This window comes from Streptomyces sp. NPDC005374 (assembly GCF_042872225.1).
Lineage (GTDB): Bacteria > Actinomycetota > Actinomycetes > Streptomycetales > Streptomycetaceae > Streptomyces.
The window spans coordinates 126,138-151,446 of the sequence record NZ_JBIAKA010000016.1; the positions used below are offsets into that span (position 1 = coordinate 126,138).

Annotated in this window: 23 protein-coding genes; 18 read left to right on the plus strand and 5 right to left on the minus strand. The window is 71.4% G+C overall.

Going from position 1 to position 25,309, the window contains the following annotated elements; translation table 11 throughout:
* Window positions 1–105: 105 nt before the first annotated feature.
* Window positions 106–1,143 carry an Rv2578c family radical SAM protein gene (locus tag ACFYRX_RS34390; protein WP_389108413.1) on the minus strand — a complete coding sequence of 346 codons (1,038 nt, stop codon included), beginning with the start codon at window positions 1,141–1,143 and terminating at the stop codon, window positions 106–108.
* A gap of 134 nt (window positions 1,144–1,277) precedes the next feature.
* On the opposite strand from ACFYRX_RS34390, the gene ACFYRX_RS34395 reads away from it, so the two are divergent.
* From ACFYRX_RS34395 to ACFYRX_RS34410, 4 genes are all read left to right on the plus strand, one after another.
* Complete coding sequence (locus ACFYRX_RS34395) at window positions 1,278–1,721, plus strand: SRPBCC family protein (protein WP_389108415.1); 444 nt, start codon at window positions 1,278–1,280, stop codon at window positions 1,719–1,721.
* Between the two features lie 148 nt (window positions 1,722–1,869).
* Entirely contained in the window at window positions 1,870–4,224 is a 2,355-nt protein-coding gene (locus tag ACFYRX_RS34400; protein ID WP_389108417.1) for an MFS transporter, read from the plus strand.
* A gap of 178 nt (window positions 4,225–4,402) precedes the next feature.
* Window positions 4,403–6,871, plus strand: a complete 2,469-nt coding sequence (locus ACFYRX_RS34405; RefSeq protein ID WP_389108420.1) for a SpoIIE family protein phosphatase — start codon at window positions 4,403–4,405, stop codon at window positions 6,869–6,871.
* Between the two features lie 139 nt (window positions 6,872–7,010).
* The gene (locus ACFYRX_RS34410; protein WP_389108423.1) at window positions 7,011–7,736 is read left to right on the plus strand and encodes a class I SAM-dependent methyltransferase; all 726 of its coding nucleotides are present in this window, start codon (window positions 7,011–7,013) and stop codon (window positions 7,734–7,736) included.
* A 319-nt stretch (window positions 7,737–8,055) separates the two neighbouring features.
* On the opposite strand, the gene ACFYRX_RS34415 is transcribed toward ACFYRX_RS34410, so the two are convergent.
* Window positions 8,056–9,171 carry an acyltransferase family protein gene (locus ACFYRX_RS34415; RefSeq protein WP_389108426.1) on the minus strand — a complete coding sequence of 372 codons (1,116 nt, stop codon included), beginning with the start codon at window positions 9,169–9,171 and terminating at the stop codon, window positions 8,056–8,058.
* Between the two features lie 158 nt (window positions 9,172–9,329).
* On the opposite strand from ACFYRX_RS34415, the gene ACFYRX_RS34420 reads away from it, so the two are divergent.
* From ACFYRX_RS34420 to ACFYRX_RS34445, 6 genes are all read left to right on the plus strand, one after another.
* Window positions 9,330–10,163, plus strand: coding sequence for a M55 family metallopeptidase (locus ACFYRX_RS34420; RefSeq protein ID WP_389108429.1), 834 nt, complete (start codon window positions 9,330–9,332; stop codon window positions 10,161–10,163).
* Window positions 10,156–11,460: a M20/M25/M40 family metallo-hydrolase gene (locus tag ACFYRX_RS34425; RefSeq protein WP_389108431.1), complete on the plus strand. Its 1,305-nt coding sequence runs from the start codon at window positions 10,156–10,158 to the stop codon at window positions 11,458–11,460. Before ACFYRX_RS34420 ends, ACFYRX_RS34425 begins: the two co-directional genes overlap by 8 nt.
* Window positions 11,461–11,477: 17 nt before the next feature.
* Window positions 11,478–13,463: an LpqB family beta-propeller domain-containing protein gene (locus tag ACFYRX_RS34430; protein ID WP_389108434.1), complete on the plus strand. Its 1,986-nt coding sequence runs from the start codon at window positions 11,478–11,480 to the stop codon at window positions 13,461–13,463.
* Entirely contained in the window at window positions 13,460–14,383 is a 924-nt protein-coding gene (locus tag ACFYRX_RS34435; protein WP_389108437.1) for an LD-carboxypeptidase, read from the plus strand. The genes ACFYRX_RS34430 and ACFYRX_RS34435 overlap by 4 nt, the downstream gene beginning before the upstream one ends.
* A 108-nt stretch (window positions 14,384–14,491) precedes the next feature.
* Window positions 14,492–14,731 (plus strand): LapA family protein, encoded by a 240-nt coding sequence (locus tag ACFYRX_RS34440; RefSeq protein WP_389108439.1) that lies wholly within the window; start codon window positions 14,492–14,494, stop codon window positions 14,729–14,731.
* A 52-nt stretch (window positions 14,732–14,783) separates the two neighbouring features.
* Complete coding sequence (locus ACFYRX_RS34445) at window positions 14,784–15,347, plus strand: GNAT family N-acetyltransferase (RefSeq protein WP_389108442.1); 564 nt, start codon at window positions 14,784–14,786, stop codon at window positions 15,345–15,347.
* Here ACFYRX_RS34445 and ACFYRX_RS34450 read toward each other — a convergent pair.
* Together ACFYRX_RS34450 and ACFYRX_RS34455 are read right to left on the minus strand one after the other, a co-directional pair.
* Window positions 15,319–15,666, minus strand: a complete 348-nt coding sequence (locus tag ACFYRX_RS34450; protein ID WP_389108445.1) for a DUF6204 family protein — start codon at window positions 15,664–15,666, stop codon at window positions 15,319–15,321. The genes ACFYRX_RS34445 and ACFYRX_RS34450 overlap by 29 nt on opposite strands.
* 92 nt (window positions 15,667–15,758) lie before the next feature.
* Window positions 15,759–16,118 (minus strand): VOC family protein, encoded by a 360-nt coding sequence (locus tag ACFYRX_RS34455; RefSeq protein WP_389108447.1) that lies wholly within the window; start codon window positions 16,116–16,118, stop codon window positions 15,759–15,761.
* 100 nt (window positions 16,119–16,218) lie between these two features.
* On the opposite strand from ACFYRX_RS34455, the gene ACFYRX_RS34460 reads away from it, so the two are divergent.
* Window positions 16,219–16,671 (plus strand): phage holin family protein, encoded by a 453-nt coding sequence (locus tag ACFYRX_RS34460; RefSeq protein WP_389108450.1) that lies wholly within the window; start codon window positions 16,219–16,221, stop codon window positions 16,669–16,671.
* Between the two features lie 33 nt (window positions 16,672–16,704).
* Entirely contained in the window at window positions 16,705–17,715 is a 1,011-nt protein-coding gene (locus tag ACFYRX_RS34465; RefSeq protein ID WP_389108452.1) for an SDR family oxidoreductase, read from the plus strand.
* 78 nt (window positions 17,716–17,793) lie between these two features.
* Here the strand turns inward: ACFYRX_RS34465 and ACFYRX_RS34470 are convergent, their stop codons facing one another.
* Window positions 17,794–18,753 carry an LLM class F420-dependent oxidoreductase gene (locus ACFYRX_RS34470; RefSeq protein ID WP_389108454.1) on the minus strand — a complete coding sequence of 320 codons (960 nt, stop codon included), beginning with the start codon at window positions 18,751–18,753 and terminating at the stop codon, window positions 17,794–17,796.
* A gap of 138 nt (window positions 18,754–18,891) precedes the next feature.
* Between ACFYRX_RS34470 and ACFYRX_RS34475 the strand changes: the two genes are divergently transcribed.
* From ACFYRX_RS34475 to ACFYRX_RS34500, 6 genes are all read left to right on the plus strand, one after another.
* Window positions 18,892–20,802 carry an FAD-dependent oxidoreductase gene (locus ACFYRX_RS34475; protein WP_389108457.1) on the plus strand — a complete coding sequence of 637 codons (1,911 nt, stop codon included), beginning with the start codon at window positions 18,892–18,894 and terminating at the stop codon, window positions 20,800–20,802.
* Window positions 20,799–22,655 carry a transketolase gene (locus ACFYRX_RS34480; RefSeq protein ID WP_389108460.1) on the plus strand — a complete coding sequence of 619 codons (1,857 nt, stop codon included), beginning with the start codon at window positions 20,799–20,801 and terminating at the stop codon, window positions 22,653–22,655. The genes ACFYRX_RS34475 and ACFYRX_RS34480 overlap by 4 nt, the downstream gene beginning before the upstream one ends.
* Complete coding sequence (ligD, locus tag ACFYRX_RS34485; RefSeq protein ID WP_389108463.1) at window positions 22,652–23,584, plus strand: non-homologous end-joining DNA ligase; 933 nt, start codon at window positions 22,652–22,654, stop codon at window positions 23,582–23,584. The genes ACFYRX_RS34480 and ligD overlap by 4 nt, the downstream gene beginning before the upstream one ends.
* Before the next feature lie 44 nt (window positions 23,585–23,628).
* Window positions 23,629–23,988 carry a gas vesicle protein gene (locus tag ACFYRX_RS34490; RefSeq protein ID WP_389108466.1) on the plus strand — a complete coding sequence of 120 codons (360 nt, stop codon included), beginning with the start codon at window positions 23,629–23,631 and terminating at the stop codon, window positions 23,986–23,988.
* A gap of 113 nt (window positions 23,989–24,101) precedes the next feature.
* Window positions 24,102–24,536 (plus strand): gas vesicle structural protein GvpA, encoded by a 435-nt coding sequence (locus ACFYRX_RS34495; RefSeq protein ID WP_328751631.1) that lies wholly within the window; start codon window positions 24,102–24,104, stop codon window positions 24,534–24,536.
* Window positions 24,533–25,303 (plus strand): GvpL/GvpF family gas vesicle protein, encoded by a 771-nt coding sequence (locus ACFYRX_RS34500; protein WP_389108469.1) that lies wholly within the window; start codon window positions 24,533–24,535, stop codon window positions 25,301–25,303. The genes ACFYRX_RS34495 and ACFYRX_RS34500 overlap by 4 nt, the downstream gene beginning before the upstream one ends.
* Window positions 25,304–25,309: the final 6 nt, after the last annotated feature.

Genomic DNA, 25,309 nt, shown 5'->3' on the forward strand with positions numbered 1-25,309 from the left:
CGCGAGGGTCACGGTCCACGCGGCATCGTCCCGGAAAGCACGCCCGGAAGAACCTGTTCTGCTGATACTTGACCCGATTGGGCCGTCCGATGCGCTCGAACGCTCTCAGATCAACGTGAGTTGGGTCGGTTCGGACATCGGCGTCACCTCGGGCTCCGGTTCGCGGATCCGCCGCGGCATCTCCGCGCCCGAGGGGCCGATGCCGTACTCCCGCGCCAGCTCGTGGACCTGACGGGTGATCCGGCGCTGGTACCACTTCGGGGCGTAGGCGCCGTCCGCGTACAGCCGCTCGTAGCGGCGCACCAGATGGGGGTGCTCCCGGTCCAGCCAGGCCATGAACCACTCCCGGGCGCCGGGCCGCAGATGCAGCACCAGCGGGGTGACGGACGTGGCCCCCGCGGCGGCGATCGCGCGCACGGTGGCCCGCAGCTGGGCCGGACCGTCGCTCAGGAACGGGATCACCGGAGCCATCAGGACCCCGCACCCGATGCCGTGGTCGGCCAGTGTCCGTACGACGTCCAGGCGCCGCTCGGGAGCCGGTGTGCCCGGCTCGACGGTGCGCCACAGCTCGGCGTCGGTGAAGCCGACCGAGACGGAGATGCCGACGTCCGTCACCTCGGCGGCCTGCTTCAGCAGGTCCAGGTCGCGCAGGATCAGGGTGCCCTTGGTCAGGATCGAGAAGGGGTTCGCGTGGTCGCGCAGGGCGGCGAGGATGCCCGGCATCAGCCGGTAGCGGCCCTCCGCGCGCTGGTAGCAGTCGACGTTGGTGCCCATCGCTATGTGCTCACCGGTCCAGCGGCGCGAGCCCAGCTGGCGGCGCAGCAGCTCGGGCGCGTTCATCTTGACCACGATCTGCGAGTCGAAGTCGAGCCCCGTGTCCAGGTCCAGGTAGCTGTGCGTCTTGCGGGCGAAGCAGTACACGCACGCGTGCGAGCAGCCCCGGTAGGGGTTCACGGTCCACTCGAAGGGCATGCGGGAGGCGCCCGGCACCCGGTTGATGATCGAACGGGCCCGGATCTCGTGGAAGGTGATCCCGGCGAACTCGGGTGTGTCGAAGGTACGGCTGACCACCGCGTCGGCGCCGAACAGGGCGGCGTCGGCCCGTCCGTGTTCGGCGGAGCCGGTGAGGTTCTCCCAGCGCATGAGGCCTCCTCGGTAGCACTGCCCCTCGAGTGAAACACTTGTTCGAATTCTTGTGCAACCCCGATTTGGGAGCCCGTGGGCGGGGGTGGTTGGCTTGCCCCGACCCCGAGAACTTGAAGTCCTGGAGGAAGTCGATGGCGCAGGTCGAGGCCACTACGGAGCGGATCGTCGCGGCGGACGCGGAGAAGGTGTTCGACGCCGTCGCCGACTACAGCGGCACGCGCTCGAAGGTGCTGCCCGAGCAGTTCAGCGAGTACGAGGTGCGCGAGGGCGGCGACGGCGAGGGCACCCTCGTCCACTGGAAGCTCCAGGCCACCAGCAAGCGCGTGCGCGACTGCCTCCTGGAGGTCACCGAGCCCACCGACGGCGAGCTCGTCGAGAAGGACCGCAACTCCTCCATGGTCACCACCTGGCGGGTCACCCCGGCCGGTGAGGGCAAGTCCCGGGTCGTGGTGACCACCACCTGGGACGGCGCCGGCGGCATCGGCGGCTTCTTCGAGCGGACCTTCGCACCCAAGGGCCTCGGCCGGATCTACGACAGCATCCTCGACCGGCTCGCCACCGAGGTCGAGAAGTAAGTCCCTGCCGCCCGGCGGATGTTGCTCCCGGTCACCGGATCGAGTGGATCTCCGCACGACCCCCTGGTGTGCCGTAACTCGTCGCGCTTGCTCGTAGTTGTCGCCTTATGCGGGAAATGCGTGGCAGGCGCGACGAGGGGAGCGGGACGTGGGCGTGACGACTCCGGTGCACGAGGAACAGGTCGAAGCGCCCCCGGAGGTTCCCGCCCCCACCGTCGAACCCGGCCCACGCAGGGTGCGGTTGATCTTCTTCGGGCTCATGCTCGCGCTGCTTCTCGCCGCGCTGGAGCAGATGATCGTCGCCACCGCGCTCCCCAGGATCGTCGGTGAACTGCACGGCCTGGACCGGATGTCCTGGGCGATCACCGCCTACCTGCTCACCGCCACCATCGGACTGCCGGTCTACGGCAAACTCGGCGACCTGCTCGGCCGCAAGGGCGTCTTCCAGTTCGCGATCGTCGTCTTCGTCATCGGCTCCGCGCTGGCCGGACGGGCGCAGACCATGGACCAGCTGATCGCCTTCCGCGCGGTCCAGGGCGTCGGCGCGGGCGGCCTCATGATCGGCGTGCAGGCGATCATCGCCGACATCGTGCCGCCCCGGCGGCGCGGTCGCTACATGGGCCTGATCGGCGCCGCCTTCGGACTCGCCTCCGTCGCCGGCCCCCTGCTCGGCGGCTACTTCACGGACCACCTCTCCTGGCGCTGGTGCTTCTACGTCAACGTGCCCTTCGGTCTGCTGACCCTGGCGGTCGTCACCGCCGTACTGAAACTCCCCAGGCCCACGGCGAAGCCCCGCTTCGACGTCCTCGGCGCGCTGCTGCTCGCCGCGTCCTCAACCTGCCTGGTGCTGCTGACCAGTTGGGGCGGCACCGAGTACGCCTGGGACTCACGGGTCGTCCTCGCCCTCGGAGCCGGGGCGGTCGTGTCCGCCGGGCTCTTCCTGGTCGCCGAGCACTTCGCCGCCGAACCCCTCATCCCGCTCAGGCTGTTCAGGGACTCCGTCTTCGATGTCACCGCCCTGGTGGGCCTGGTGATCGGGGTCGCGCTCTTCGGGGCGGCCGGCTACCTGCCGACCTTCCTCCAGATGGTCGACGGCGCGAGCGCCACCGAGTCCGGGCTGCTGATGCTGCCCATGATGGCCGGCATCGTCGGCGCCTCCGTCGTCGCCGGACAACTCATCAGCCACACCGGCCGCTACAAGATCTGGCCGGTCCTCGGCAGCGCCCTCGCCGCCGTCGGCATGTGGCTGCTGTCCCACCTCGACACCGACACGCCCCGCCTGCACTACAGCATCTGGATGGCCGTCCTCGGCGCCGGGATCGGCATGGTGATGCCGGTACTGATCCTCGCCGTGCAGAACTCCGTGCGCCCCGCCGACCTCGGCACCGCCACCAGTGCCAACAACTACTTCCGGCAGATCGGCGGCAGCATGGGGGCGGCGGTCTTCGGCACCCTGTTCGCCGACCGGCTCACCGACGCGCTCACCGAGCGACTGCCCGCGGGCGCCGGGCTGCCCGACCCCGAGTCCCTCACCCCGCAGCTCGTCCACGCCCTGCCCCCGACGCTGCGCGACGGCTACATCCGGGCCTACGCCGACGCCATGCCGAGGATCTTCCTCTACCTGGTGCCGGTGCTCGTCCTCGGTCTCCTCATCGCCTTCTTCCTCAAGGAGAAACCGCTGGTGTCCCACAACGCGTCCGAGACGGAGACCGCGCCGATCCCGCAGGCCCGCTCGTCCGGCGCCGACGGAGCACCCGTCCGCGGCACGGTGCGGCACTCCGACGGCAGCGTCGTGCCCCGGGCCGCGCTCACCCTCATCGACGTGGCCGGAGCACAGATCGGGCGCAGTGCCAGCGGCGAGGACGGCCGGTACGCGCTGCCGACGCCCGGCTCCGGGTCGTACGTCCTGATCGCGGCCGCGGGCGGACACCAGCCGCAGGCCGTCGCCGTGACGATCGGCGAGCGCCCCGTCGAGCTGGACCTCGTCCTCGGCGGAGCCGGACGGCTCGCGGGCAGGGTGCTGACCGCCGACGGCACGCCCGTGCGGGACGCCAACGTCACCCTCACCGACGGGCACGGCGACGTCGTGGCCACCACCCGCAGCGGACCCGAGGGCGCCTACGCCGTCACCGAACTGGTCGCCGGGGCGTACACCCTCGCCGCGAGCGCCCCCGCCTTCCGCCCGGCCGCGCTCCCCGTCACCGTCCAGGCCGCCCGGGAGACCCGCCAGGACGTCGAACTCGCCGGCGGCGCGGTACTGCGGGGCACCGTGCGGGCCGGCGGTGGCCGCCCCGTCGAGGACGCGCGCGTGACGCTCCTGGACACGGCCGGCAACGTCGTGGACACCCTCACCACCGGCCTCGACGGCACTTACCGCTTCGTCGACCTGTCCTCCGGCGAGTACACCGTCATCGCCGCCGGCTACCCGCCCGTCGCCACCGTGTTCCGGATGGCCGACGGCGGCCGCACGGAGCGGGATCTCCAGCTCGGACACGAGGACTGACAGATCGTCAGCTCGCGTTGCCCGCCCCCGACCGGCGCCTTCGCACGGTGTGGTGCGGCGGGGGCGCGCGCCGGGGTGAGCCGGTCCGGGCCAATTACCGCATTGCCGCACACCGTGACCGACCGGCGCCGTACGGTGGAGTAGGCGGCACAGATCTTGCGGAGAGAGGGCCTGGGCCATGGACCATGGCACCGAGAGGGGCGCACCTCCCAGCCGCGGAGCTGGGAACGGCGCGGCGGACGCGCACGCCGCGGCCGGACGTGTCCCGCTGGCCGTGGTCGTGGTGGACCGCGACGGCCTGGTGTCCCACTGGAGCCGGGGTGCGCGCCGGCTGTTCGGCGTCAGCAGGGAAGAGGCCATCGGCCGCACGGCCGTTGACCTGCTGCCTGTCTCCGGAGCACTGCCCGACGACGAGGACACCCGGTCCTACGGCGGATTCGCCGCCTACGACGGCCTCGGACCCGATCTGGAGTCGTCCCTCGACGGCGGACTCTCCTACCCGGCCTCGGGGCGTGCCCGTCTCACCGCCCCCGGGGACGGTCGCGTCGACGTCCTGTGGTGGGCCTACCCGCTGGTGGGCCCCGGCCGGGAACGACTGCTGGTCCTCGCCGCCGACGCGGACGGGCTCCACCAGGACATCGGCCTGGACGAGGGCGCCGTGGCCGTCGAGCGGATCGCGCCCGCCTTCGCCCTGCACACCGACTTCCCCGGCGCCGACGAACTCGCCCGCCGACTTCCCGAGATCCTGCCCAGCATGAGCGTCGGCGAAGGCGCCCGCATCGTCGCGCAGATCCTCGAACTGGGCTATCCCGTCCTGGAGTTCAGCCAGAACGACCGGGTGCCCGTCACCCCCGACTGGGGCGTGCCCCGGCGTGCCGAGCGCAAGGCCCGCCGTGAGCGGGCGGCCAGGGCGGCCGCCGACGGCCTGCCCGTACCGCAGGACGACCTCGACGAGGGCGAGGACCTCGAATACGTCGCCGTACGCGAGCGGCTGGAGTTCCTCAACGAGGTCAGCGGGAAGATCGGCACCTCCCTCGACCTGTCCCGGACCATCGTCGAGGTCAGCAGGGCCGTCGTGCCCCGCTTCACCGACGTGGCCGGCACCTATCTGCGCGAACAGGTCGTCGCCGGTGAGGGGTTCCCCGACGGCGTGCCCGACACCACCACCATGTGGCACCGGGTCGCCCTCGAGCACACCGACGAACCCGGCCGCTGGGACGACGTCGTGCCGGTCGGCGAGGCCATGCCGTTCCCCGCGCACACCCCGTTCTTCCAGTGCATGACCACCGGCGACCCCGTCCTCGTGCCGCGCATCAGCGAGCAGATGGGGCACGCGATCGCCTCGCAGTTCGAGAAGCGGGACATCCGGCCGTTGATCACCGGCCGCTCCATGCTGGTCGTACCGCTGAAGGCCCGCAATGTGGTCCTCGGCTTCATGATCCTGCTGCGGCACCCGGAGCGCGTCGAGTTCAACGACATGGACCGGGTCACCGGCGCCGAACTCGCCGCCCGCGCCGGTCTCGTGCTGGACAACGCGCGCATGTACACCTTCCAGGAGTCCGTCGCCGAGACCCTCCAGGACAGCATGCTGCCGCACATCCCGCCGCGCATGGCGGGCTGCGACATCGCCACCCGCTATCTGCCGGGCACGCTCCTGGGACGCGTCGGCGGCGACTGGTTCGACTCGGTCAAGCTGCCCGGCGCGCGGACGGCCCTGGTCGTCGGCGACGTCATGGGGCACGGCCTCAACTCGGCCGCCATGATGGGGCAGTTGCGCACGGCCGTGCAGACCATGGCCGCGCTGGACCTGCCGCCCGCGCAGTTGCTGCGCAACCTCGACGACCTCGCCCAGCGACTCGGCGACACCTACCTCGCAACCTGTCTCTACGCCGTCTACGACCCGATCGCGAGCGAACTCCACCTCGCCAACGCGGGCCACATCCCGCCGGTGATCGTGCGGGCCCGCGACGGGCGCAGTGAGCTCCTCGACCTGCCCACCGGTGCGCCCATCGGCGTCGGAGGAGTGCCCTTCGAGGCCGTACGCGTGCGAGTGGAGCCCGGTGACCGGCTGTTGATGTGCACCGACGGGCTGGTGGAGGTCCGGGGCGAGGACATCGGAGTGGGGCTCGCGACACTCACCGAGTCCGCCGCACACCCGGCCGCGTCGATGGACGACGCCTGCGACGCGATCATCCGCGCGCTCAACCCCCGCGGTGGCCGCAAGGACGACGTGGCCCTGCTGATGGCCCGGCTCAACGGCATAGAGCCGGACGACGTGGCCGAGTGGCGGATCACGCTCGATCCGGCCGAGGTGGGGCGGGCCCGCGCGGTGGTGCGGGAGCAGCTTCACGACTGGGGTCTGGTGAAACTGGTCGATGCCGCGGAGCTCCTGGTGAGCGAGCTGGTGACCAACGCGGTGCGGCACTCGCACAGCCGGGCGGTGGAACTGCGGCTGGTGCGGGGCGACACCCTGCTGTGCGAGGTGGACGACGACGACCACGACCTGCCCAATCTGCTGAGCGCGGGGCCCGCCGACGAACAGGGGCGAGGGCTGCGTGTGGTGAGCACCCTCGCGCGTGAGTGGGGTGCGAGCCGTACGAAGGCGGGGAAGACCGTCTGGTTCGAACTGACCCTGCCCCGGCGCTGAACGGCCCCTGCCCGGGCGCGTGTTTCTCGAACTGGGCGTGAAGGAATGCGCCACGCGCTTGTTCGTGCGACCCCGGCGCGATACACCGTACTGACCTGCCAACTTTGGTGGGTTGTGTTCGTATCCTGGGGAGTTGGGCATGAGCGTGACGAGTCGTTACCGGGAGTCCTGGGAGGGGTTCTGGCGGGAGGCTCCGGGGCGGCAGGGGGCCGTGTTCTGGGATGCGGAGCCGGTGTTGACCTCTGGTGTCCACCTCGCCCACTTCGAGCCCCTGCTGGTCGATCCCGGGCTGCCGCTGGTGGACCTGGGCTGTGGGAACGGCACCCAGGCCCGTTTCCTCGCCGCCCACTTCAACCAGGTGATCGGGGTGGACCTGTCCGCCGCGGCCCTCGACCACGCGCGCGACGCCGACCCCGACGAGCAGGTGACGTACCGTCTGCTGGACGCCTCCGACAAGGGCGAGCCGGCGAACCTGCACGCCGAACTCGGGGACGCCAACGTCTATATGCGGGGCGTGCTGCACCAGGCCGCGCCAGAGGACCGGCAGCAGATGGTCGACGGGGTCGCCACCCTTGTCGGGGAGCGCGGCCGGGCCTTCCTCGTCGAGCTCTCCGAGGCCGCCAAGCCCATCCTCATGGGCCTCGCGCAGAGCGCTGACGGCCCGCCCGCCAAGCTGGCACCCGTCTTCCAGCACGGCATCGCCCCCGGTGAGGTGGCCGACGACGCCGTGCCCGTCTACCTCGGAGCTGCCGGGCTCACGATCGTGGCGAGCGGTGAACTGCCGCTCATCACCACCGAGTACCGGTCCGACGGCACCCGGATCGAACTGCCGTCGAAGTGGTGGGTGGTGGGCCGCTCCGCCTGACGAGCGGGTGGGCCGGGGGGACTCCCGGCCCGCCGGGCTCCCCCGCCGGCGGGGGGCCCTCCGACGGCCTGGTCGAGCTGCCCGGCGTCCAGGAGGCCCCGGCCTGTCCGGACCGCGGGGTCGCCGCCTCGGAGGACGGGGTGCCTGCCCGACGGCGTTGCCGAGATGTCCGGAGTCCGCGAGATCCCGGCCTGTGCGGGCCGTGGGCGTTGTCCTGGAGGACGGGGTGCTGCTCGGCTTCGGACCGCGCACCCCGCTGGTCAGCGGCATCCTGGTCGACCGCATCCACCGGACCTGACCCCGCCCCCGCAAGCAGGCGCTATCGGCGCACCTGGGCGGGCACCCCGCCCGATTCGGGCGAGGTCCTGCGGAACGCCCACTCCATCCTCGGCTCCATCACGCACCGGAAGACCCGACGGACCGGCGCGGTGCACAGAACGGTCACGACGAGACCGGCGACAAGGGTGACGGCGATCGCGCCGAGCGGGGTGCGCGCCCACGCGTGCCCGGCCCAGTCCCAGTGCTTGCCGGCCTGGACGACGAAGCCGTGCAGCAGATAGCCGTAGAGCGTGCCCGCGCCCAGCGTGGTGAACCACATCCGGCGTCCCGGCACCCAGGACAGGAAGCAGGCGACCAGCACCAGCGAGCAGCCGAAGAGGGCCAGTGTCATGAGCGGCCCGTACCAGGCCGGCACGCCGAAGTGCTCGGCGGCGTCGCGGTGGAAGAACCACGCGTAGTCCATGCGCGGCAACGCCCAGTACGAGAACACCACCGTGGCCGCGAACACCGGTACCGCCGCCAGCCGCACCCGCCACTGCCGCACCAGCGAGAAGTGCTCGGGTCGCAGACACAGACCGAGCACGAAGTACGGCAGGAACTGCAGGGTGCGCTGGAGGTCGAGGTCGTTGCCGATGGACGGGGAGAGGGTGGCGAGCGCGGCGATCGTGAGGGCGATCGGCAACGGCCACCGCACGCTCCGCCAGATCGGCGTGGTCAGCCGCCAGACGAACAGCGCGGCCAGGAACCACGTCAGATACAGCGGGTCCAGCAGGCTGATCTTGCGGTCCGGGACACCGTCGGACCACCGGGTGAAAAAGGTGTACGCCACCTCGAAGACGACGTAGGGGACGACGACCCCGGTGATCAGACGCTTGATCTTCGCCGGGCTCGCGTCGAACGAACGCGAGAAGTAGCCCGAGACGATGATGAACGCCGGCATGTGGAAGGCGTAGACGACCGTGTAGAGCGCGGTGACGGCCCGGCTGTCGGAGCGCAGGGGTTCCCAGGCGTGCCCCATCGCGACCAGCACGATCGCCAGGTACTTCGCGTTGTCGAAGAACGCGTCGCGTTGCTTCGGGCGCCCCGGGGAGTTTCCCGGCGTGGTGGCCGCCGTCGTCCGTCGTGCCGCCTGCACGGGCGGTGCGGTGTCGCTCACGCTTCTCCCTGTCCGTCTCCTGTGGAACCCGCGAGGGAGGATACGCGTCTTACAGGAGTTGTCGAAGCGGCAGGGGTAAGCGGCATTCGGCTCGCCTCACCACTTGCGGGCGGCGTAAACCTCCGCGGCAACCTCCGCGGCGCGTAACGTGACGGACCATGAAGATCCTCATCAGCGCCGACATGGAGGGCGCCACGGGTGTCACCTGGCCGGACGACGTGATGCCCGGGGCGTCGCAGTGGGAGCGCTGCCGCTCGCTGTTCACCTCGGACGTCAATGCCGCTGTGCTCGGCTTCTTCGACGGCGGCGCCGACGAGGTCCTCATCAACGAGGCGCACTCGACGATGCGCAACCTGCTGCTCGAACAGCTCGACGAGCGGGCGCAGATGCTCACCGGACGGCACAAGGACCTCTCCATGGTCGAGGGCGTCCAGTACGGCGACGTCGACGGCATCGCCTTCCTCGGCTACCACGCGGGTGCGGGCCAGGAGGGTGTCCTCGCCCACACCTACCTCGCCAACTCCATCACCGGGGTGTGGCTGAACGACGTCCCCGCGAGCGAGGGACACCTCAACGCCCATGTGGTGGCCGAGTACGGCGTCCCCGTCATCCTGGTCACCGGCGACGACGTGGCCTGCGAGGACGCCCTCGGTTACGCGCCCGAGGCGCTGAAGGTCGCCGTCAAGGACCACGTCTCGCGGTACGCCGCCGTGTGCCGTACCCCGGCCCGCACCGCGGCCGACATCAGGGCCGCGGCCAAGGAGGCCGCTCAGCTGGCGGTCCGTCAGGAACCCGTAGACGCAGGGCCGTTCACGATCGCGGTCGAGTTCGACGCCGAGCACCTCGCGATGGCGGCCACCGTGGTGCCGGGCGTGGAGCGGATCGGGGCGCGGAAGGTGGCGTACACCCACGAGACCATGTACGAGGGAATCCGTACCTTCAAGGCGGTCACCACGATCGTCTCGGCCGCCGTGGAGGAGCAGTATGGCTGACCAGACGGCACTGGACGAGGTCGTCCGGTTCACCTCCGACCTCATCCGCATCGACACCACCAACCGGGGCGGCGGAGACTGTCGGGAGCGCCCCGCCGCCGAGTACGCTGCCGAGCAACTGGCCGGAGCAGGCCTGGACCCCCTGATGCTGGAGCGCACCGAGGGCCGCACGAACGTCGTCGCCCGTATCGAGGGCACCGACCCGTCGGCGGACGCGCTGCTCGTCCACGGTCATCTGGACGTCGTGCCCGCCGAGGCCGCGGACTGGAGCGTGCACCCCTTCTCCGGGGAGATCCGCGACGGGGTCGTGTGGGGGCGCGGCGCGGTCGACATGAAGAACATGGACGCGATGATCCTGGCCGTCGTGCGGGCCTGGGCCCGGGAGGGCCTGCGGCCCCGGCGGAACCTCGTGATCGCGTTCACCGCCGACGAGGAGGCCAGTGCCGTGGACGGCTCCGGGTTCCTCGCCGACGAGCATCCGGAGCTCTTCGAGGGCTGCACGGAGGGAATCAGCGAGTCGGGGGCGTTCACCTTCCACGACGGCGCCGGGCGGCAGATCTACCCCATCGCGGCGGGGGAGCGTGGCACCGGCTGGCTGAAGCTCACCGCACGCGGTCGCGCCGGGCACGGCTCCAAGGTCAACAAGGAGAACGCCGTCACACGGCTCGCCGCCGCCGTGACCCGCATCGGCGAGCACGAGTGGCCGCTGCGGCTCACCCCGACGGTCCGGGCGGCCCTCACCGAACTCGCCGCGCTCCACGGCATCGAGACCGACCTCACCGACGTGGACGGGCTGCTGGAGAAGCTCGGCCCGGCCGCCAAGCTGGTCGAGGCGACCGTCCGCAACAGCGCCAACCCGACCATGCTGGAAGCCGGTTACAAGCTCAACGTCATCCCCGGGGAGGCCGTGGCCTACGTCGACGGCCGGTATCTGCCCGGCGGCGAGGACGAGTTCCGCGCGACCCTCGACAAGCTCACAGGGCCTGACGTGGACTGGGAGTTCAGCCATCGCGAGGTCGCCCTCCAGGCGCCGCTCGACTCGCCGACGTACGCCGGTATGCGTGCCGCCGTCGAGGAGTTCGCGCCCGAGGGGCACGTCGTGCCGTACTGCATGTCCGGCGGCACGGACGCCAAGCAGTTCTCCCGCCTCGGTATCACCGGGTACGGGTTCACGCCCTTGAAGCTTCCGGTGGGCTTCGACTACCAGGCCCTGTTCCACGGGGTCGACGAGCGGGTCCCGGTGGAGGCACTGCACTTCGGAGTCCGGGTACTCGACCGGTTCCTGCGGACAGCCTGAGCGAGTTGGGGGAGAGCGTGCAGACGTCGCCATACGGTTCCTGGTCCTCACCCGTCGACGCGGCACTCGCGGCCGCGCACGACGGACGCCCCGAATGGCTGGGCTTCGTCGGGGACGAGGTGTGGTGGACGGAACCCCGGCCCGCCGAGGACGGCCGCCGCACCCTGGTGCGCAGACGCGCCGACGGCCCGGAGGAGTCGGTGCTGCCCGCGCCGTGGAACGTGCGCAGCCGGGTCATCGAGTACGGCGGTCACCCCTGGGCCGGCGCGGTGGTGGCCGGTGCGCCCCTCGTCGTGTTCGTGAACTTCGCCGACCAGCGGCTGTACCGGTACGAGCCCGGGACCGAGCCGCGCCCTCTCACCCCCGACTCCCCGGTCGGCGGCGGACTGCGCTGGGCGGAACCGCAGTTGAGGCTCGACCGCGGTGAGGTGTGGTGCGTCCTGGAGGAGTTCACCGGCGACGGGCCCACCGACGTACGCCGGGTGCTCGCCGCCGTGCCCCTGGACGGCTCTGCCGCGCAGGACCGGGACGCGGTACGTGAACTTACCGACGACCGGCACCGGTTCATCACCGGGCCCCGGCTCTCGCCCGACGGCTCACGCGCCGCCTGGCTCGCCTGGGACCACCCGCGCATGCCGTGGGACGGCACCGAGCTGGTCGTCGCCGAGGTCCACCAGGGCATGCTCCGGGAGCCCCGCACGGTGGCCGGCGGACCGGAGGAGTCCATCGCCCAGGCCGACTGGTCGCCCGACGGCCGCCTCCTGTACGCGAGCGACCGCACCGGCTGGTGGAACCTCTACCGCGACGGGGAGCAACTCTGCCCGCGCGAGGAGGAGTTCGGCGGCGCCCTCTGGAAGCTCGGCCACCGCTGGTTCGCCCCGCTGGACAGCGGACTCATCGCCGTCGTGCACGGCAGCGGCTCGACCGCGCTCGGCATCGTCGACCCCGAGACCGGCGAACTCGTCGACGCGGCGGGCCCCTGGACCGAGTTCGCGCCCACCCTCGCGGTGCACGGCGAGCGGGTCGTCGGCGTCGGGGCGAGCCCCCGCACCGCCTACGAGGTCGTCGAACTCGACACGCTCCCCCACGCTCGAACAACCTCGCGCGGGGGCGCCCCCATCGGCCGGGCCCGGGTGATCGGCGCCGAGCACGACGACCCGGTCGACCCCGTCCACTACCCCGAGCCGCTGATCCGCACCTTCACCGGACCGGACGGCCGGGACATCCACGCCCACGTCTACCCGCCCCACCACCCCGGGTACATGGCACCCGGCGGCGAGCTGCCGCCGTACGTCGTGTGGGTGCACGGCGGGCCGACCGGACACGCGCCCCTTGTGCTCGACCTCTCGATCGCCTACTTCACCTCGCGCGGCATCGGCGTCGCCGAGGTCAACTACGGGGGCTCGACCGGATACGGCAGGGAGTACCGCAACCGTCTGCGCGAGCAGTGGGGTGTGGTCGACGTCGAGGACTGCGCGGCCGTCGCGCTCGCCCTCGCCGACGAGGGCACCGCCGACCGCGGCCGGCTCGCGATCCGCGGCGGCAGCGCCGGTGGCTGGACCGCGGCCGCCTCCCTCACCACGACCGACGTCTACGCCTGCGGCACGGTCGCCTATCCGGTTCTCGACCTGGCCGGCTGGGGCGCCGGGGAGACCCACGACTTCGAGTCGCAGTACCTGGAGAGCCTGGTCGGACCGCTCGCCGAGGTCCCCGGAAGATACGCCGAGCGCTCACCCGTCGAGCACGCCGACCGGGTCACCGTGCCGTTCCTGCTGCTGCAGGGCCTGGACGACGTGATCTGCCCGCCCGCGCAGTGCGAGCGGTTCCTCGCCCGGATCTCGGGGCGACGGGTGCCGCACGCCTACCTCGCGTTCGAGGGGGAGGGCCACGGGTTCCGCCGGACCGACACGATGATCCGAGCCCTGGAGTCCGAACTCTCCCTGTACGCCCAGGTGTTCGGGCTGAACCCGCCCGGTGTCCCGACCTTGGAGCTCACCAAGTGACAGAACTCGTGCGGCCGTCCAGACTCGCCCCCGGCGCCCGCGTGGCCGTGGTCGCGACCAGCGGGCCGGTGCAGGAGGAACGCCTCCAGGCCGGACTCGACGTCCTGCGCGGCTGGGACCTCGACCCGGTCGTCGCCCCTCATGTGCTCGACACACACGGTGAGTTGGGATATCTGGCCGGCTCCGACGCCGACCGCGCCGCCGATCTCCAGCAGGCCTGGTGCGACCCGTCCGTCGACGCGGTGCTGTGCGCCAGGGGCGGCTACGGCGCCCAGCGGATGGTCGACCTGCTCGACTGGGACGCGATGCGGGCGGCCGGGCCCAAGGTGTTCGTGGGCTTCAGCGATGTCACGACGCTGCACCAGGCGTTCGCCACCCGCATGGGACTGGTCACGCTGTACGGGCCGGCCGCCGCCGGAGTCGACTTCGTCAAGAGCGCCGTCGCCCAGGAGCATCTGAAGGCCACGCTGTTCACCCCGGAAACGGTCCGCACGATCGCCTCCCGGGGCGGCGCCCTGACCCCAGGGAGGGCCCGCGGAGTCACGCTGGGCGGCTGCCTCAGCCTGCTCGCCACCGACCTCGGCACCCGGCACGCCCGCCCCGGAGCCCGGGACGGACTGCTGCTGATCGAGGACGTGGGGGAGCAGGCGTACCGCGTCGACCGCATGCTGACCCAACTCCTGCGCAGCGGATGGCTGGAGGGGGTCAGCGGGATCGTCCTCGGTTCCTGGGCGGGGTGCGGTCCCTACGGTGTGCTGCGAGCGGTTCTCGCCGACCGGCTGGGCGGACTCGGTGTCCCCGTCGTCGAGGAGTTCGGATTCGGGCACTGCGAGGGGGCGTTGACCATGCCCTTCGGGGTGGCGGGCGAACTCGACGCCGACGCGGGCACGTTGACGCTGGACGAGCCGGCCCTTCGCTGAGTCTCCGTCGAGGAACACCCGTCACGGCGGTCGGCCCCGCCTGCCGGGAGTCACCCGGAGGGCGGCGCTCACCGTGCGTGACGGGGACTTCGGGCGCACCCTGGTCGCATGAGCCCGAAGACCTCCGAGCGCGGCACGACCAAAGGCAGGGGCGGGGCGGTGACACCGGCCAGGGTGATCGTCCTGCTGCTCGCCGTCCTCGCCCTGATCTTCATCTTCGAGAACACCCGGGAGACGAAGATCAGGCTGCTGATCCCCGAGGTGACCATGCCGCTGTGGACGGCGCTGCTCGCCACCGGCCTGATCGGTGCCCTGTGCGGGGCGTACTTCATGAAACGGCGCAGCTGAGGCAGGCTGCCCGATCCGCGGGAGGGACCCTGGCGGACCGTAGGGTGGCGGGATGCCGAAGACCACTTCCCGCTATCTCGCCGAGGGCCCCCGCGTGGGCATACGCCACTTCACCCACGAGGACGGCGCCGAGTTCACCGCCCGGGCCCGCGAGAGCAAGGACCTGCACCAGCCCTGGCTGTTCCCGCCGGACAGCGTCGACGCGTACACCGCCTACGCGGGCCGGCTGATCGAGGACCGGACCAAGAGGGGGTTCCTGGTCTGCGAGAAGGACGGTGAGCGGGGTGACGGGGCCATCGCCGGGTTCATCAACATCAACAACATCGTCGAGGGCGGCTTCCAGTGCGGGGCCCTCGGCTACGGCGCCTTCGCGCACGCCGCCGGACGCGGGCTGATGCGTGAGGGGCTGGACCTCGTGGTCGGGCACGCCTTCGGCCCGATGCGGCTGCACCGTCTGGAGATCAACGCCCAGCCCCGGAACACCGCCTCCATCGCGCTCGCCCGTAGGTGCGGTTTCCGGCTGGAGGGTTTCTCCCCGAAGATGATCTACGTCGACGGGGAGTGGCGGGACCACGAGCGCTGGGCGATCACCGCCGAGATGCGGACTTCCGGTTGATCTTCATCGTGTCGAGGTCCGTGACCGTCGACTTCAGCTCGCGGAAGCCGTGACCGAGGTCGCGCAGCGCGCTCTCGGCGCGGTCCTCCGCGATCGCGGCCGCCATCTCCTCGCCGTCCGCCGCGTCCGACACCACCACGTACCGCAGGGAGAAGCGCTTCAGCGGCGCGGGCTCGTACGACAGCGAGCCCTCCTCGGTGAACCGCATGCTCGTCATGCCGTGCTCCGACGCCTCGGCGAGCAGTCGGGCACGGGCCTCCTCGGTGAGTCCGTCCCAGGTGCCGCGGACGATCACCCGGTAGGTGTGCTGCTCACTCACTGTCGCTCCCTCGCGTTGTCGTGGAGGGCCGACTGTACGGCGGAGAGCATGCCCGGCATGCGGAATATCGCCGTGCTGGAAGCCCCTCCGACCTAGGGGCCCTGGGGGACGTTGCGGTCCACGTACTCGTACACCACACCGTCCGGATGCATCACGATCAGATTGCGGCCCGCCGGTGTCGCCACCGGGCCCGCGACGATGTGCGCGCCCAGCTCGCCCAGCACCCGACGGGCCTCGTCGACGTCCTTCACCGCGATGGTCGCCGCGACCTTGCGCAGCACCTCCAGCTCCGCCTCGGGCCCGCTCATCAGCAGGAAGCAGCCCACCGCGGCCACTTGGACGCCGGCGCGCTCGAAACGGAGGGCCTTGGCGCCCGCCAGTCGTTCGTAGAAGACGACCGCGCTGTCCAGGTCGTCGACGCAGACGCGCAGCGTGGTTCCCAGAATCTCCATGCCGACGAGCCTAGTTCGGGCGGCCGGGACGAGGAGATCGTTTCACGCGATCCTCCCGACCCGGGCGTTACGCGTACAGGCGTGCGGGTACCCGGCGGGCATGGACCGCTTGGATCACCTGGAGCATCTGGACAAGCATCTGGTCGACGAGCTGGCGCAGGTGGCGCGCGAGACCGTACGGGAGGAGCTGCGCGAGCAGACGCGCAAGCAACGCCGTACGGCCATGCTGTACGCCGCGTCCGGCGCCGTCGCCCTGTACGCGGGCGCGGCCGTGGCACTGGCCGTGGGCCTCGCACTCGCCCTCGGGCTGCCCGACTGGGCCGCCGCACTGATCACCGCCGCGATTCTGGGCGCCGTCGCCTACGCGCTGCGCGGCGCGGCCAGGCCCTCCGCGCACCGGCCCACGGCCGGGCGCGACGGCGTCGGCGAGGGTACGGCGCCCGCGGCCGCGCAGTATCCGCCCATGCCGCCGGTCGCCCCCGCCACACCGGCGCCCGGTGCGGCGCCGACACAGGACCTCAACGACCCCGAGCAGCCGCATCACCGAGCGTGACGCATGGTGCACGACACAGGCAGGGAACCACCTGTGAGGCCCGGCAGGGTCGTGGTGGTGACGGGGGCCAGCGGCGGCGTGGGGCGGGCCACGGCCCGGGCCTTCGCCGAGCGGGGCGCCCGGGTCGCCCTGCTGGCCCGGGGATCCGAGGGCCTCGCGGCGGCCGCCGACGATGTGCGGCGGGCCGGCGGCGAGGCCCTCGTCGTGAGCGTCGACATGGCCGACGCGAAGGCCGTCGAGGACGCGGCCCAACAGGTCGTCGACGCCTTCGGGCACATCGACGTCTGGGTCAACAACGCCTTCACCGGGGTCTTCGCCCCGTTCACCGAGATCACCCCGGACGAGTTCCGGCGGGTGACCGAAGTGACGTATCTGGGCTACGTGTTCGGCACTCGGGCGGCGCTGCGGCACATGCTGCCGCGGGACCGGGGGACCGTCGTGCAGGTGGGATCCGCGCTGGCCTACCGGGGGATTCCCCTCCAGTCGGCGTACTGCGGGGCCAAGCACGCCATCCAGGGGTTCAACGAGTCCCTGCGGTGCGAGCTGCTGCACTCGGGCACCGGTGTCCGCACCACGATGGTGCAGCTTCCGGGCCTCAACACCCCGCAGTTCGACTGGGTGTTGAACCGGATGCCGGGGCGGGCACGGCCGGTGGCGCCGGTGTACCAGCCGGAGGTCGCCGCTCGGGCGGTCGTGCACGCGGCGTCCCACGGGCGGCGGCGGGAGTACTGGGTCGGCGGCTCCACGGCCGCCACGCTGATCGCCAACGCGGTGGTTCCCGGTGTGCTGGACCGCTATCTGGCCCGGACCAACTTCGAGGCCCAGCAGGACGAGGGCGCGCACGACGGGCCGGGGAACCTGTGGGCCCCGCTGGACGGCCCGCACGGACGGGACTTCGGGGCTCACGGGCGCTTCGACTCCGAGGCGCAGAGCAGGAGTTGGCAGGACTGGTTCTCCCGCAACCGCAACCGGCTGGGCATGGGCCTGATGGCCGCCGGCGGGCTGGGCGCCGCGGTGACCGCCGGACTCCGGGGCCGGGGCTGAACGCACAGCAGGCGGGTCGCGCAGAGGGCCGACGGGACGCGAGAATCCCCGTCGGCCCTCTGCGCGGAGTTTTACCGTTCACCCCTGCTGGAGCTGGGGCAGCACCTTCGTACGGTAGAAGTCGAAGAAGCCGCGCTGGTCCGGGCCGATCTGGTTGACGTAGACACGGTCGAAGCCTGCGTCGGCGAAGGCGCTCAGCGCGGAGACATGCTCGTCGACGTCGTCCCCGCACACCGACTTCTCGGTCACCATCTCCTCGGTGACCAGCGGTTCCAACTGCTCGAAGTGGCTGGGGGAGGGCAGGATCTGGGCCATCTCGCCGGGCAGGAACTGGTTGAACCACAGCTTGCGGACCGTACGGACGCATTCCTCGCGGTCCGTGCCATAGCAGACCTTCGTCCCGCCGCTCACCGGCTTCCCGGCCCCGCCGCCCTTGCGGAACTGCTCGACCATCGGCGCCTCCGGCATCATCGTGATGTAGCCGTCGCCGACCCGGGACGCGAGCGCGGTGGCCGCGGGCCCGAAGCCGGAGATGTCGATGGGGACGGGCTGGTCGGGAACCGTGTAGAGGCGGGCGTTCTCCACCGTGTAGTGCGTGCCGTGGTGGTTGACCTCCTCACCCGTGAAGAGGCGCCGCATCACCTGGATCGACTCCTCCAGCATCTCCAGCCGGATGTGCGCGGGCGGCCAGACATGGCCGAGGACGTGCTCGTTGAGGGCCTCGCCGGAGCCGACGCCCAGCCGGAAGCGGCCGTTCGTCATCACGGCCGAGGTCGCCGCGGCCTGCGCCACCACCGCGGGGTGCATCCGCACGGTCGGGCAGGTCACGGCCGTCTCGATGGGCAGGGAGACCGCCTCCGAGAGCGCGCCGATCACCGACCACACGAAGGGGCTCTGGCCCTGTGCGTCGTTCCACGGGTGGTAGTGGTCGGAGATCCACAGGGAGCGGAAGCCGGCCTGTTCGGCCATCCGGGCCTGTTCGACCAGCTCCGCGGGACCGAACTCCTCGCACGACAGGAAATAGCCGTATTCGGGCATGGGGGCACCTCCGGCGGCTCCATAAGCAGTGGGCCCGGTCCGAGTACCCGGCGACCCGTGCGGAAACCGGCGTTTGGGCGCCCTGGCCAGGGGGACGCGGAAGGCTCCCGAGGTACGCGACAGCCCCGGAGGCGAACCGTGAGTCGACCCCGAATCGTGATCGTCGGTGCCGGCTTCGCCGGGTACCGGACAGCAAAGGAACTGTCCCGAAAAGCCCGCGGCAAGGCCGACATCACCCTGCTCAACCCGACCGACTACTTTCTGTATCTGCCCCTGCTGCCCCAGGTCGCCGCCGGGATCCTGGAACCCCGCCGGGTGACCGTCTCCCTCTCCGGCACCCTGCCCCGGGTGCGGCTGGTGCTCGGCGAGGCCGACGGCATCGACATGGACGCGCGGACCGTCCACTACACCGGCCCGGAGGGCGACAGCGGCACCCTGACCTACGACCGGCTCGTGCTGGCCGTGGGCAGCGTCAACAAGCTGCTCCCCGTCCCCGGGGTCGCCGAGCACGCGCACGGCTTCCGCGGGCTGCCCGAGGCGCTGTACCTGCGCGACCATGTCACCCGGCAGATGGAGCTCGCGGCCGCGACCGACGATCACGACGAGTGCCGGGCGCGCAGCACGTTCGTGGTGGTGGGCGCCGGATACACCGGCACCGAGGTCGCCGCGCACGGGCAGCTCTACACCGACGCGCAGGTCCGGGGGCAGCCCCTGAAGGAGGGCGTACGGCCGCGCTGGCTGCTCCTCGACATCGCCGACTGGGTGCTGCCCGAACTCGACGAGCACCTCTCCACCACCGCCGACCGCACCCTGCGGGAGCGGGGTGTCGAGGTGCGGACGGGGACCTCCGTCAAGGAGGCCACGTCGGACGGCGTCCTGCTGAGCGACGGCGAGTTCGTCGCGACCCGGACCCTCGTGTGGTGTGTCGGGGTACGGCCGGATCCGCTGGTCGAGTCCACCGGTCAGCCCGTGGAACGCGGACGGCTCGTGGTCGACCCCTACCTCCAACTCCCAGGCCGCCCCGAGGTGTTCGCCTGCGGGGACGCGGCCGCGGTACCCGACCTGAACAACCCCGGCGGCTTCACGCCGATGACCGCGCAGCACGCCTGGCGGCACGGGAGGACGGCGGCGCACAACATCGCCGCCTCGTTCGGGGACGGTGAGCGACAGCCCTACCGGCACAGGGACTTGGGCTTCGTCGTCGACCTCGGTGGCGCCAAGGCCGCCGCCAACCCGCTGCACATCCCCCTGTCCGGGCCCGTCGCCGGTGCCGTCACCCGCGGCTACCACCTCGCCGCCATGCCCGGCAACCGCGTCCGGGTCGCCGCCGACTGGCTGCTGGACGCCGTACTCCCGCGCCAGGCGGTCCAGTTGGGCCTCGTACGGTCCTGGTCGGTACCACTGGAGTCGGCGTCGCCGGAGCTGGCACGCGTCCCGGGGCGACCGGGAGCGCGCGAGGAGGCCGCCGCCCGTTCCGGTCCTGGAGCCGCGACAGCGAGGGACACGAGGCCGGGACCGACCGAGCAGGCCGATCAGGGGAATCCTGGGGCCGAGCAGGCTGGTTCGGGGAATCCCGCGGGCGGGCGGCCCGAGTCGGGGAACCCCGCGGACGGGGGACGCGAGCCGGGGAAACCTCCGGCGGAGCCTGCCAAGTCGGGCAACCCCGCGCCCGAGCAGGGCGATCCGCCGGAGCTGACGGTCGCCGGGGCGAGTGCCGGCGAGGCGGTGATCGCGGAAGCGAAGGCACGCGAGGCGGCCCAGGGGAAGCAGCCCGCGAAGAGCGAGCCCGGTGGTGGACAGGCGAGGAGCGGGCCGGTGTCCGAATCCTTCGAGGGCCGGCCCGGCTCCGAACCGGCGAAGGAGCAGCCCGGCGTCGAGCCCGCGAAGAGCCAACCCGGCGGTGAACCCGCCAAGAACCAACCCGCCCCCGAGCCCGCCAAGAACCGACCCAGCTCCCACCCCGCCAAGAACCACCCCGGCGGTGAGCCGCGGAAATCCCTCGGCGCCGTCAAGAACACTGACGCGGATTCCGCGGAAGGAGACTCATGAACACCGGTGAACTCGTCGAACTCGCCCAGCAGTTGCGCGTGGACAGCGTGCGCGCCTCCGCTTCCGCCGGTTCCGGGCACCCGACCTCCTCGATGTCCGCCGCGGACCTGATGGCCGTACTTCTCGCGAACCACTTCCGCTACGACTTCGACCGCCCCGAGCACCCCGGCAACGACCGCTTCGTGCTGTCCAAGGGCCACGCCTCCCCGCTGCTGTACGCCGCCTACAAGGCGGCCGGTGCCGTCGACGACGAGGAACTGCTGACCTTCCGCAAGATCGGCAGCCGTCTCGAAGGACACCCGACTCCGCGCCGGCTGCCGTGGGTCGAGACCGCGACCGGCTCGCTGGGCCAGGGGCTGCCCGTGGGCGTGGGGATCGCGCTGTCCGGGAAGCGGCTGGACCGTGTCGGCTACCGGGTGTGGGTCCTCACCGGTGACAGCGAACTCGCCGAGGGCTCCATCTGGGAGGCCGCCGAACACGCCGGTCACGAGCACCTGGACAACCTCACCGCGATCGTCGACGTCAACCGGCTCGGCCAGCGCGGCGCCACCCGGCACGGCCATGACCTCGACGCCTACGCCCGCCGCTTCCAGGCCTTCGGCTGGCACACCGTCGAGGTCGACGGACACGACGTGGACGCGATCGAGCGCGCGTACGGCGAGGCCGAGTCCACCAAGGGCCAGCCCACCGCGATCATCGCCCGCACCCTCAAGGGCAAGGGTGTCGCCGACATCGAGGACCGCGAGGGCCTGCACGGGAAGCCGCTGAAGAACGCCGACGACGCGATCGAGGAACTCGGCGGCGTACGGGACCTGCGGGTCCAGGTGCGCGAGCCGCAGGCCGCCCGCATGCTGCACGCCGTACGCGCCGGACACCTCGAACTGCCCAGGTGGGACAAGGGATCCGAGGAGGAGGGCGTCGCCACGCGCGACGCGTACGGCCAGGCGCTCACCGCCCTCGGCACCGGACGCGGAGACATCGTCGCCCTCGACGGCGAGGTCGGCGACTCCACGCGCACCGAGCTCTTCGCCAAGGAGCACCCCGACCGCTACTTCGAGTGCTACATCGCCGAGCAGCAGATGGTCGCCGCCGCCGTCGGACTCGCCGCGCGCGGCTGGGTGCCGTACGCCACCACCTTCGCGGCCTTCCTCACCCGCGCCCACGACTTCGTGCGCATGGCCTCCATCAGCGGGGCCGGCATCAACCTCGTCGGCTCGCACGCGGGCGTCGCCATCGGGCAGGACGGGCCCAGCCAGATGGGCCTGGAGGACCTGGCGATGATGCGGTCGGTGTACGGCTCGACCGTGCTGTACCCGTGCGACGCCAACCAGACCGCCCACCTGATCGCCGCCATGGCGGACCTGGACGGCATCCGCTATCTGCGCACCAACCGCGGCGAGAGCCCGGTGATCTACGGACCCGAGGAGGAGTTCCCGATCGGCGGCAGCAAGGTGCTGCGCTCCTCGGCCCGCGACCGGATGACGGTCGTCGCGGCGGGCGTCACCGTGCACGAGGCGCTGAAGGCCGCCGACGCCCTCGACCGCGAGGACATCCAGGTGCGGGTGATCGACCTGTACTCGGTCAAGCCCGTGGACCGCGACACCCTCCGGCAGGCCGCCGAGGACACCGGCTGCCTCATGACGGTGGAGGACCACCACGAGGAGGGCGGCCTCGGCGACGCCGTCCTGGACGCGTTCTCCGACGGCCGGCCCGTGCCCCGTCTGGTGCGCCTGGCCGTCCGTACGATGCCGGGCTCGGCCTCGCCCGACGAGCAGCTGCACGCCGCGGGCATCGACGCCGAGGCGATCGCGACCGCCGCCCGGCTGCTGGTGGAACAGTCGGTCACCCCGTGAGCAGCGACGTCGTACGCACCGTACGAGCGGGACGGCGGACCGTCGAGGTGCACCGGCCGGACAAGGTGCTGTTCCCCGGCGGTGACGGCGCGAAGGAGTACACCAAGGGCGATCTCGTCGACTACTACCGGTCCGTCGCGCCGTTCATGGTGCCGCAGCTGCGGGGCCGTCCGCTGATGCTGGAGCGGCATCCGGACGGCCTCGACGGCCCCCGGTTCATGCAGAAGAACACCCCGGACGGCTACCCGGAGTGGATCAGCCGTGTCGAGGTGTCGAAGGAGGGCGGCACCGTATGTCACACCGTCTGTGACGACACGGCCACCCTGCTGTACCTCGCCGACCAGGCCTCCCTCACCCTGCACCGCTGGCTGTCCCGCGTCGGCAGCGAGAACCGTCCCGACCGGATGGTCTTCGACCTCGACCCGGTCGGGGACGACGACTTCGGCGCCGTACGGGAGGCGGCCTGGCTGCTCGGGGAACTGCTCGACGAGCTGAAACTGCCCTCGGTGCTGATGACCACCGGCTCACGCGGACTGCATGTGATCGTGCCCCTCAACGGCCGGCACGACTTCGACGAGGTGCGCGAGTTCGCCAAGGACGTCGCCGACACCCTGGTCGCAGGCCACCCCGACCGGCTCACCACCGCCGCCCGCAAGAAGGACCGCGGCGATCGTCTCTACCTCGACGTGCAGCGCAACGCCTACGCGCAGACCGCCGTCGCTCCCTTCACCGTCCGCGCGAAACCCGGCGCGCCGGTGGCCACCCCGATGGCCTGGACCCAGCTGGACGATCCGGGCCTGGACGCGCGCCGCTGGACCATCGCCGACGCCGTCGAGCAGGCCCGCACCAATCCCTGGGCCGGAGTGCTGTCCAAGGGCCGGGCGCTGGGCCCGGCCCGGCGCCGGCTGAACGCGTTGATGTCCTCCTGAAGGTTTGGCCGACGGACGAGCGGCCACCCGCAGGGAGAGGTGCCATGTCGAACACAAAGAACTCACCGGAAGCACAGACTTCACAGAATTCCCCCAGAGGGAAAGAAAAGGACACGGAAGAGAACGTGGCTGACGAGCGGCGGCCCAAGCCGATGGAGGTGCTGCGCGAGGCGCGCGCCCAGCTCTCGGAGCTCACCGGCATGACCGCCGAGAACGTCTCCTCCTTCGAACAGACCGAAGACGGCTGGTCGTTGGAGGTGGAGGTCCTCGAGCTCTCGCGGGTGCCCGACACGATGAGCCTGATGGCGAGCTACCGGGTCGAACTCGACCACGAGGGTCAGCTCACCGGCTATCGACGCGTTCGCCGTTACGAACGCGGCCGGGCCGACGCACACCGTCGCTAGGAGGCCCCCGCAGCTCACGCGCCCGTTGCTCACCTGTCCACAGACAAGTCACCAGACAGACAAGTCACCAGCACAGACAGTCACCAGTGCACAGACAAGGAGGTGCGGTCGACATGACCGTTGTCCCGGCCCAGCAGAGCGGTGGCGGAGGCGGCAGCAGTGGCCTCTACGACGTTCTGGAACTAGTCCTCGACAGGGGTCTCGTCATCGATGCGTTCGTACGGGTCTCCCTGGTCGGTATCGAGATCCTGAAGATAGACATCCGTGTCGTCGTCGCGAGCGTCGACACCTATCTGCGCTTCGCCGAGGCCTGCAACCGACTCGACCTGGAGGCCGGCCCGCACCGTGACCCCGGTCTGCCCGACCTCGTCGGCGAGATGACCGAGTCCGGCGCGCGCGGCAAGTCCAAGGGAGCGCTGTCCGGAGCCGCGGAGACCATCTCCGACGCCTTCAAGCAGTCACGTGAGGAGTCCGAGAGCTCCGAGCGGCAGTCCAGGCCGCGGGCCCGCAAGGCCACGGCCACGCGCAGGAAGGAGGAGCAGGAGTGAGCACCTACGTCTACGGCATCACCGCCGCCTCCCACCCCTCGCTGCCGGACGGCATGGCGGGCGTCGGCGAGCCGTCGCTCCCCGTGCGGGTGCTGAAGGCGGGCGATCTGGCGGCCGTCGTCAGTGACGCCCCCGAGGGACTGCGGCCCAAGCGGCGGGACCTGCTCGCCCACCAGAACGTCCTGGCCGAGACGGGCGCCGACGGTGTCGTGCTGCCCATGCGCTTCGGCAGCGTCGCCACGGACGACAGTGCCGTCACCGGAGTGCTGGAGGACCGCGCCGAGCACTACAAGGAGCGGCTCCGGGCCCTGGACGGCAGGGTCGAGTACAACATCAAGGCCACGCACGACGAAGAGGCCGTGCTGCACCGGGTGATGTCCGACAACCCGGAGATCCGGTCCGTCACCGAGGCCAACCGGCAGGCGGGCGGCGGCACTTACGAGCAGCGGCTCAGGCTCGGCGAGATGGTCGTGGCCGCGGTCAAGGCCCGCGAGGCCGAGGACGCCGCCGATGTGCAGCACGCCCTGGAACCCGTCGCCGACGCGGTCAGCGTGGGCCCCGAGTCCAGCGGCTGGCTCGCCAACGTGTCCTTCCTGGTACCCCGCGACTCGGCGGAGACCTTCCTGGCCACCGCGGAGCAGCTCCGCAAGAGCCACGCACACCTCGAACTGCGGATCAACGGCCCGCTGCCGCCGTACAGCTTCGTGGAGCCGGGCCCGGAGCCGGCGGGTGCCGGGATCAGCTCCGACATGGGGGCCGAGGAGTGAGGCGGC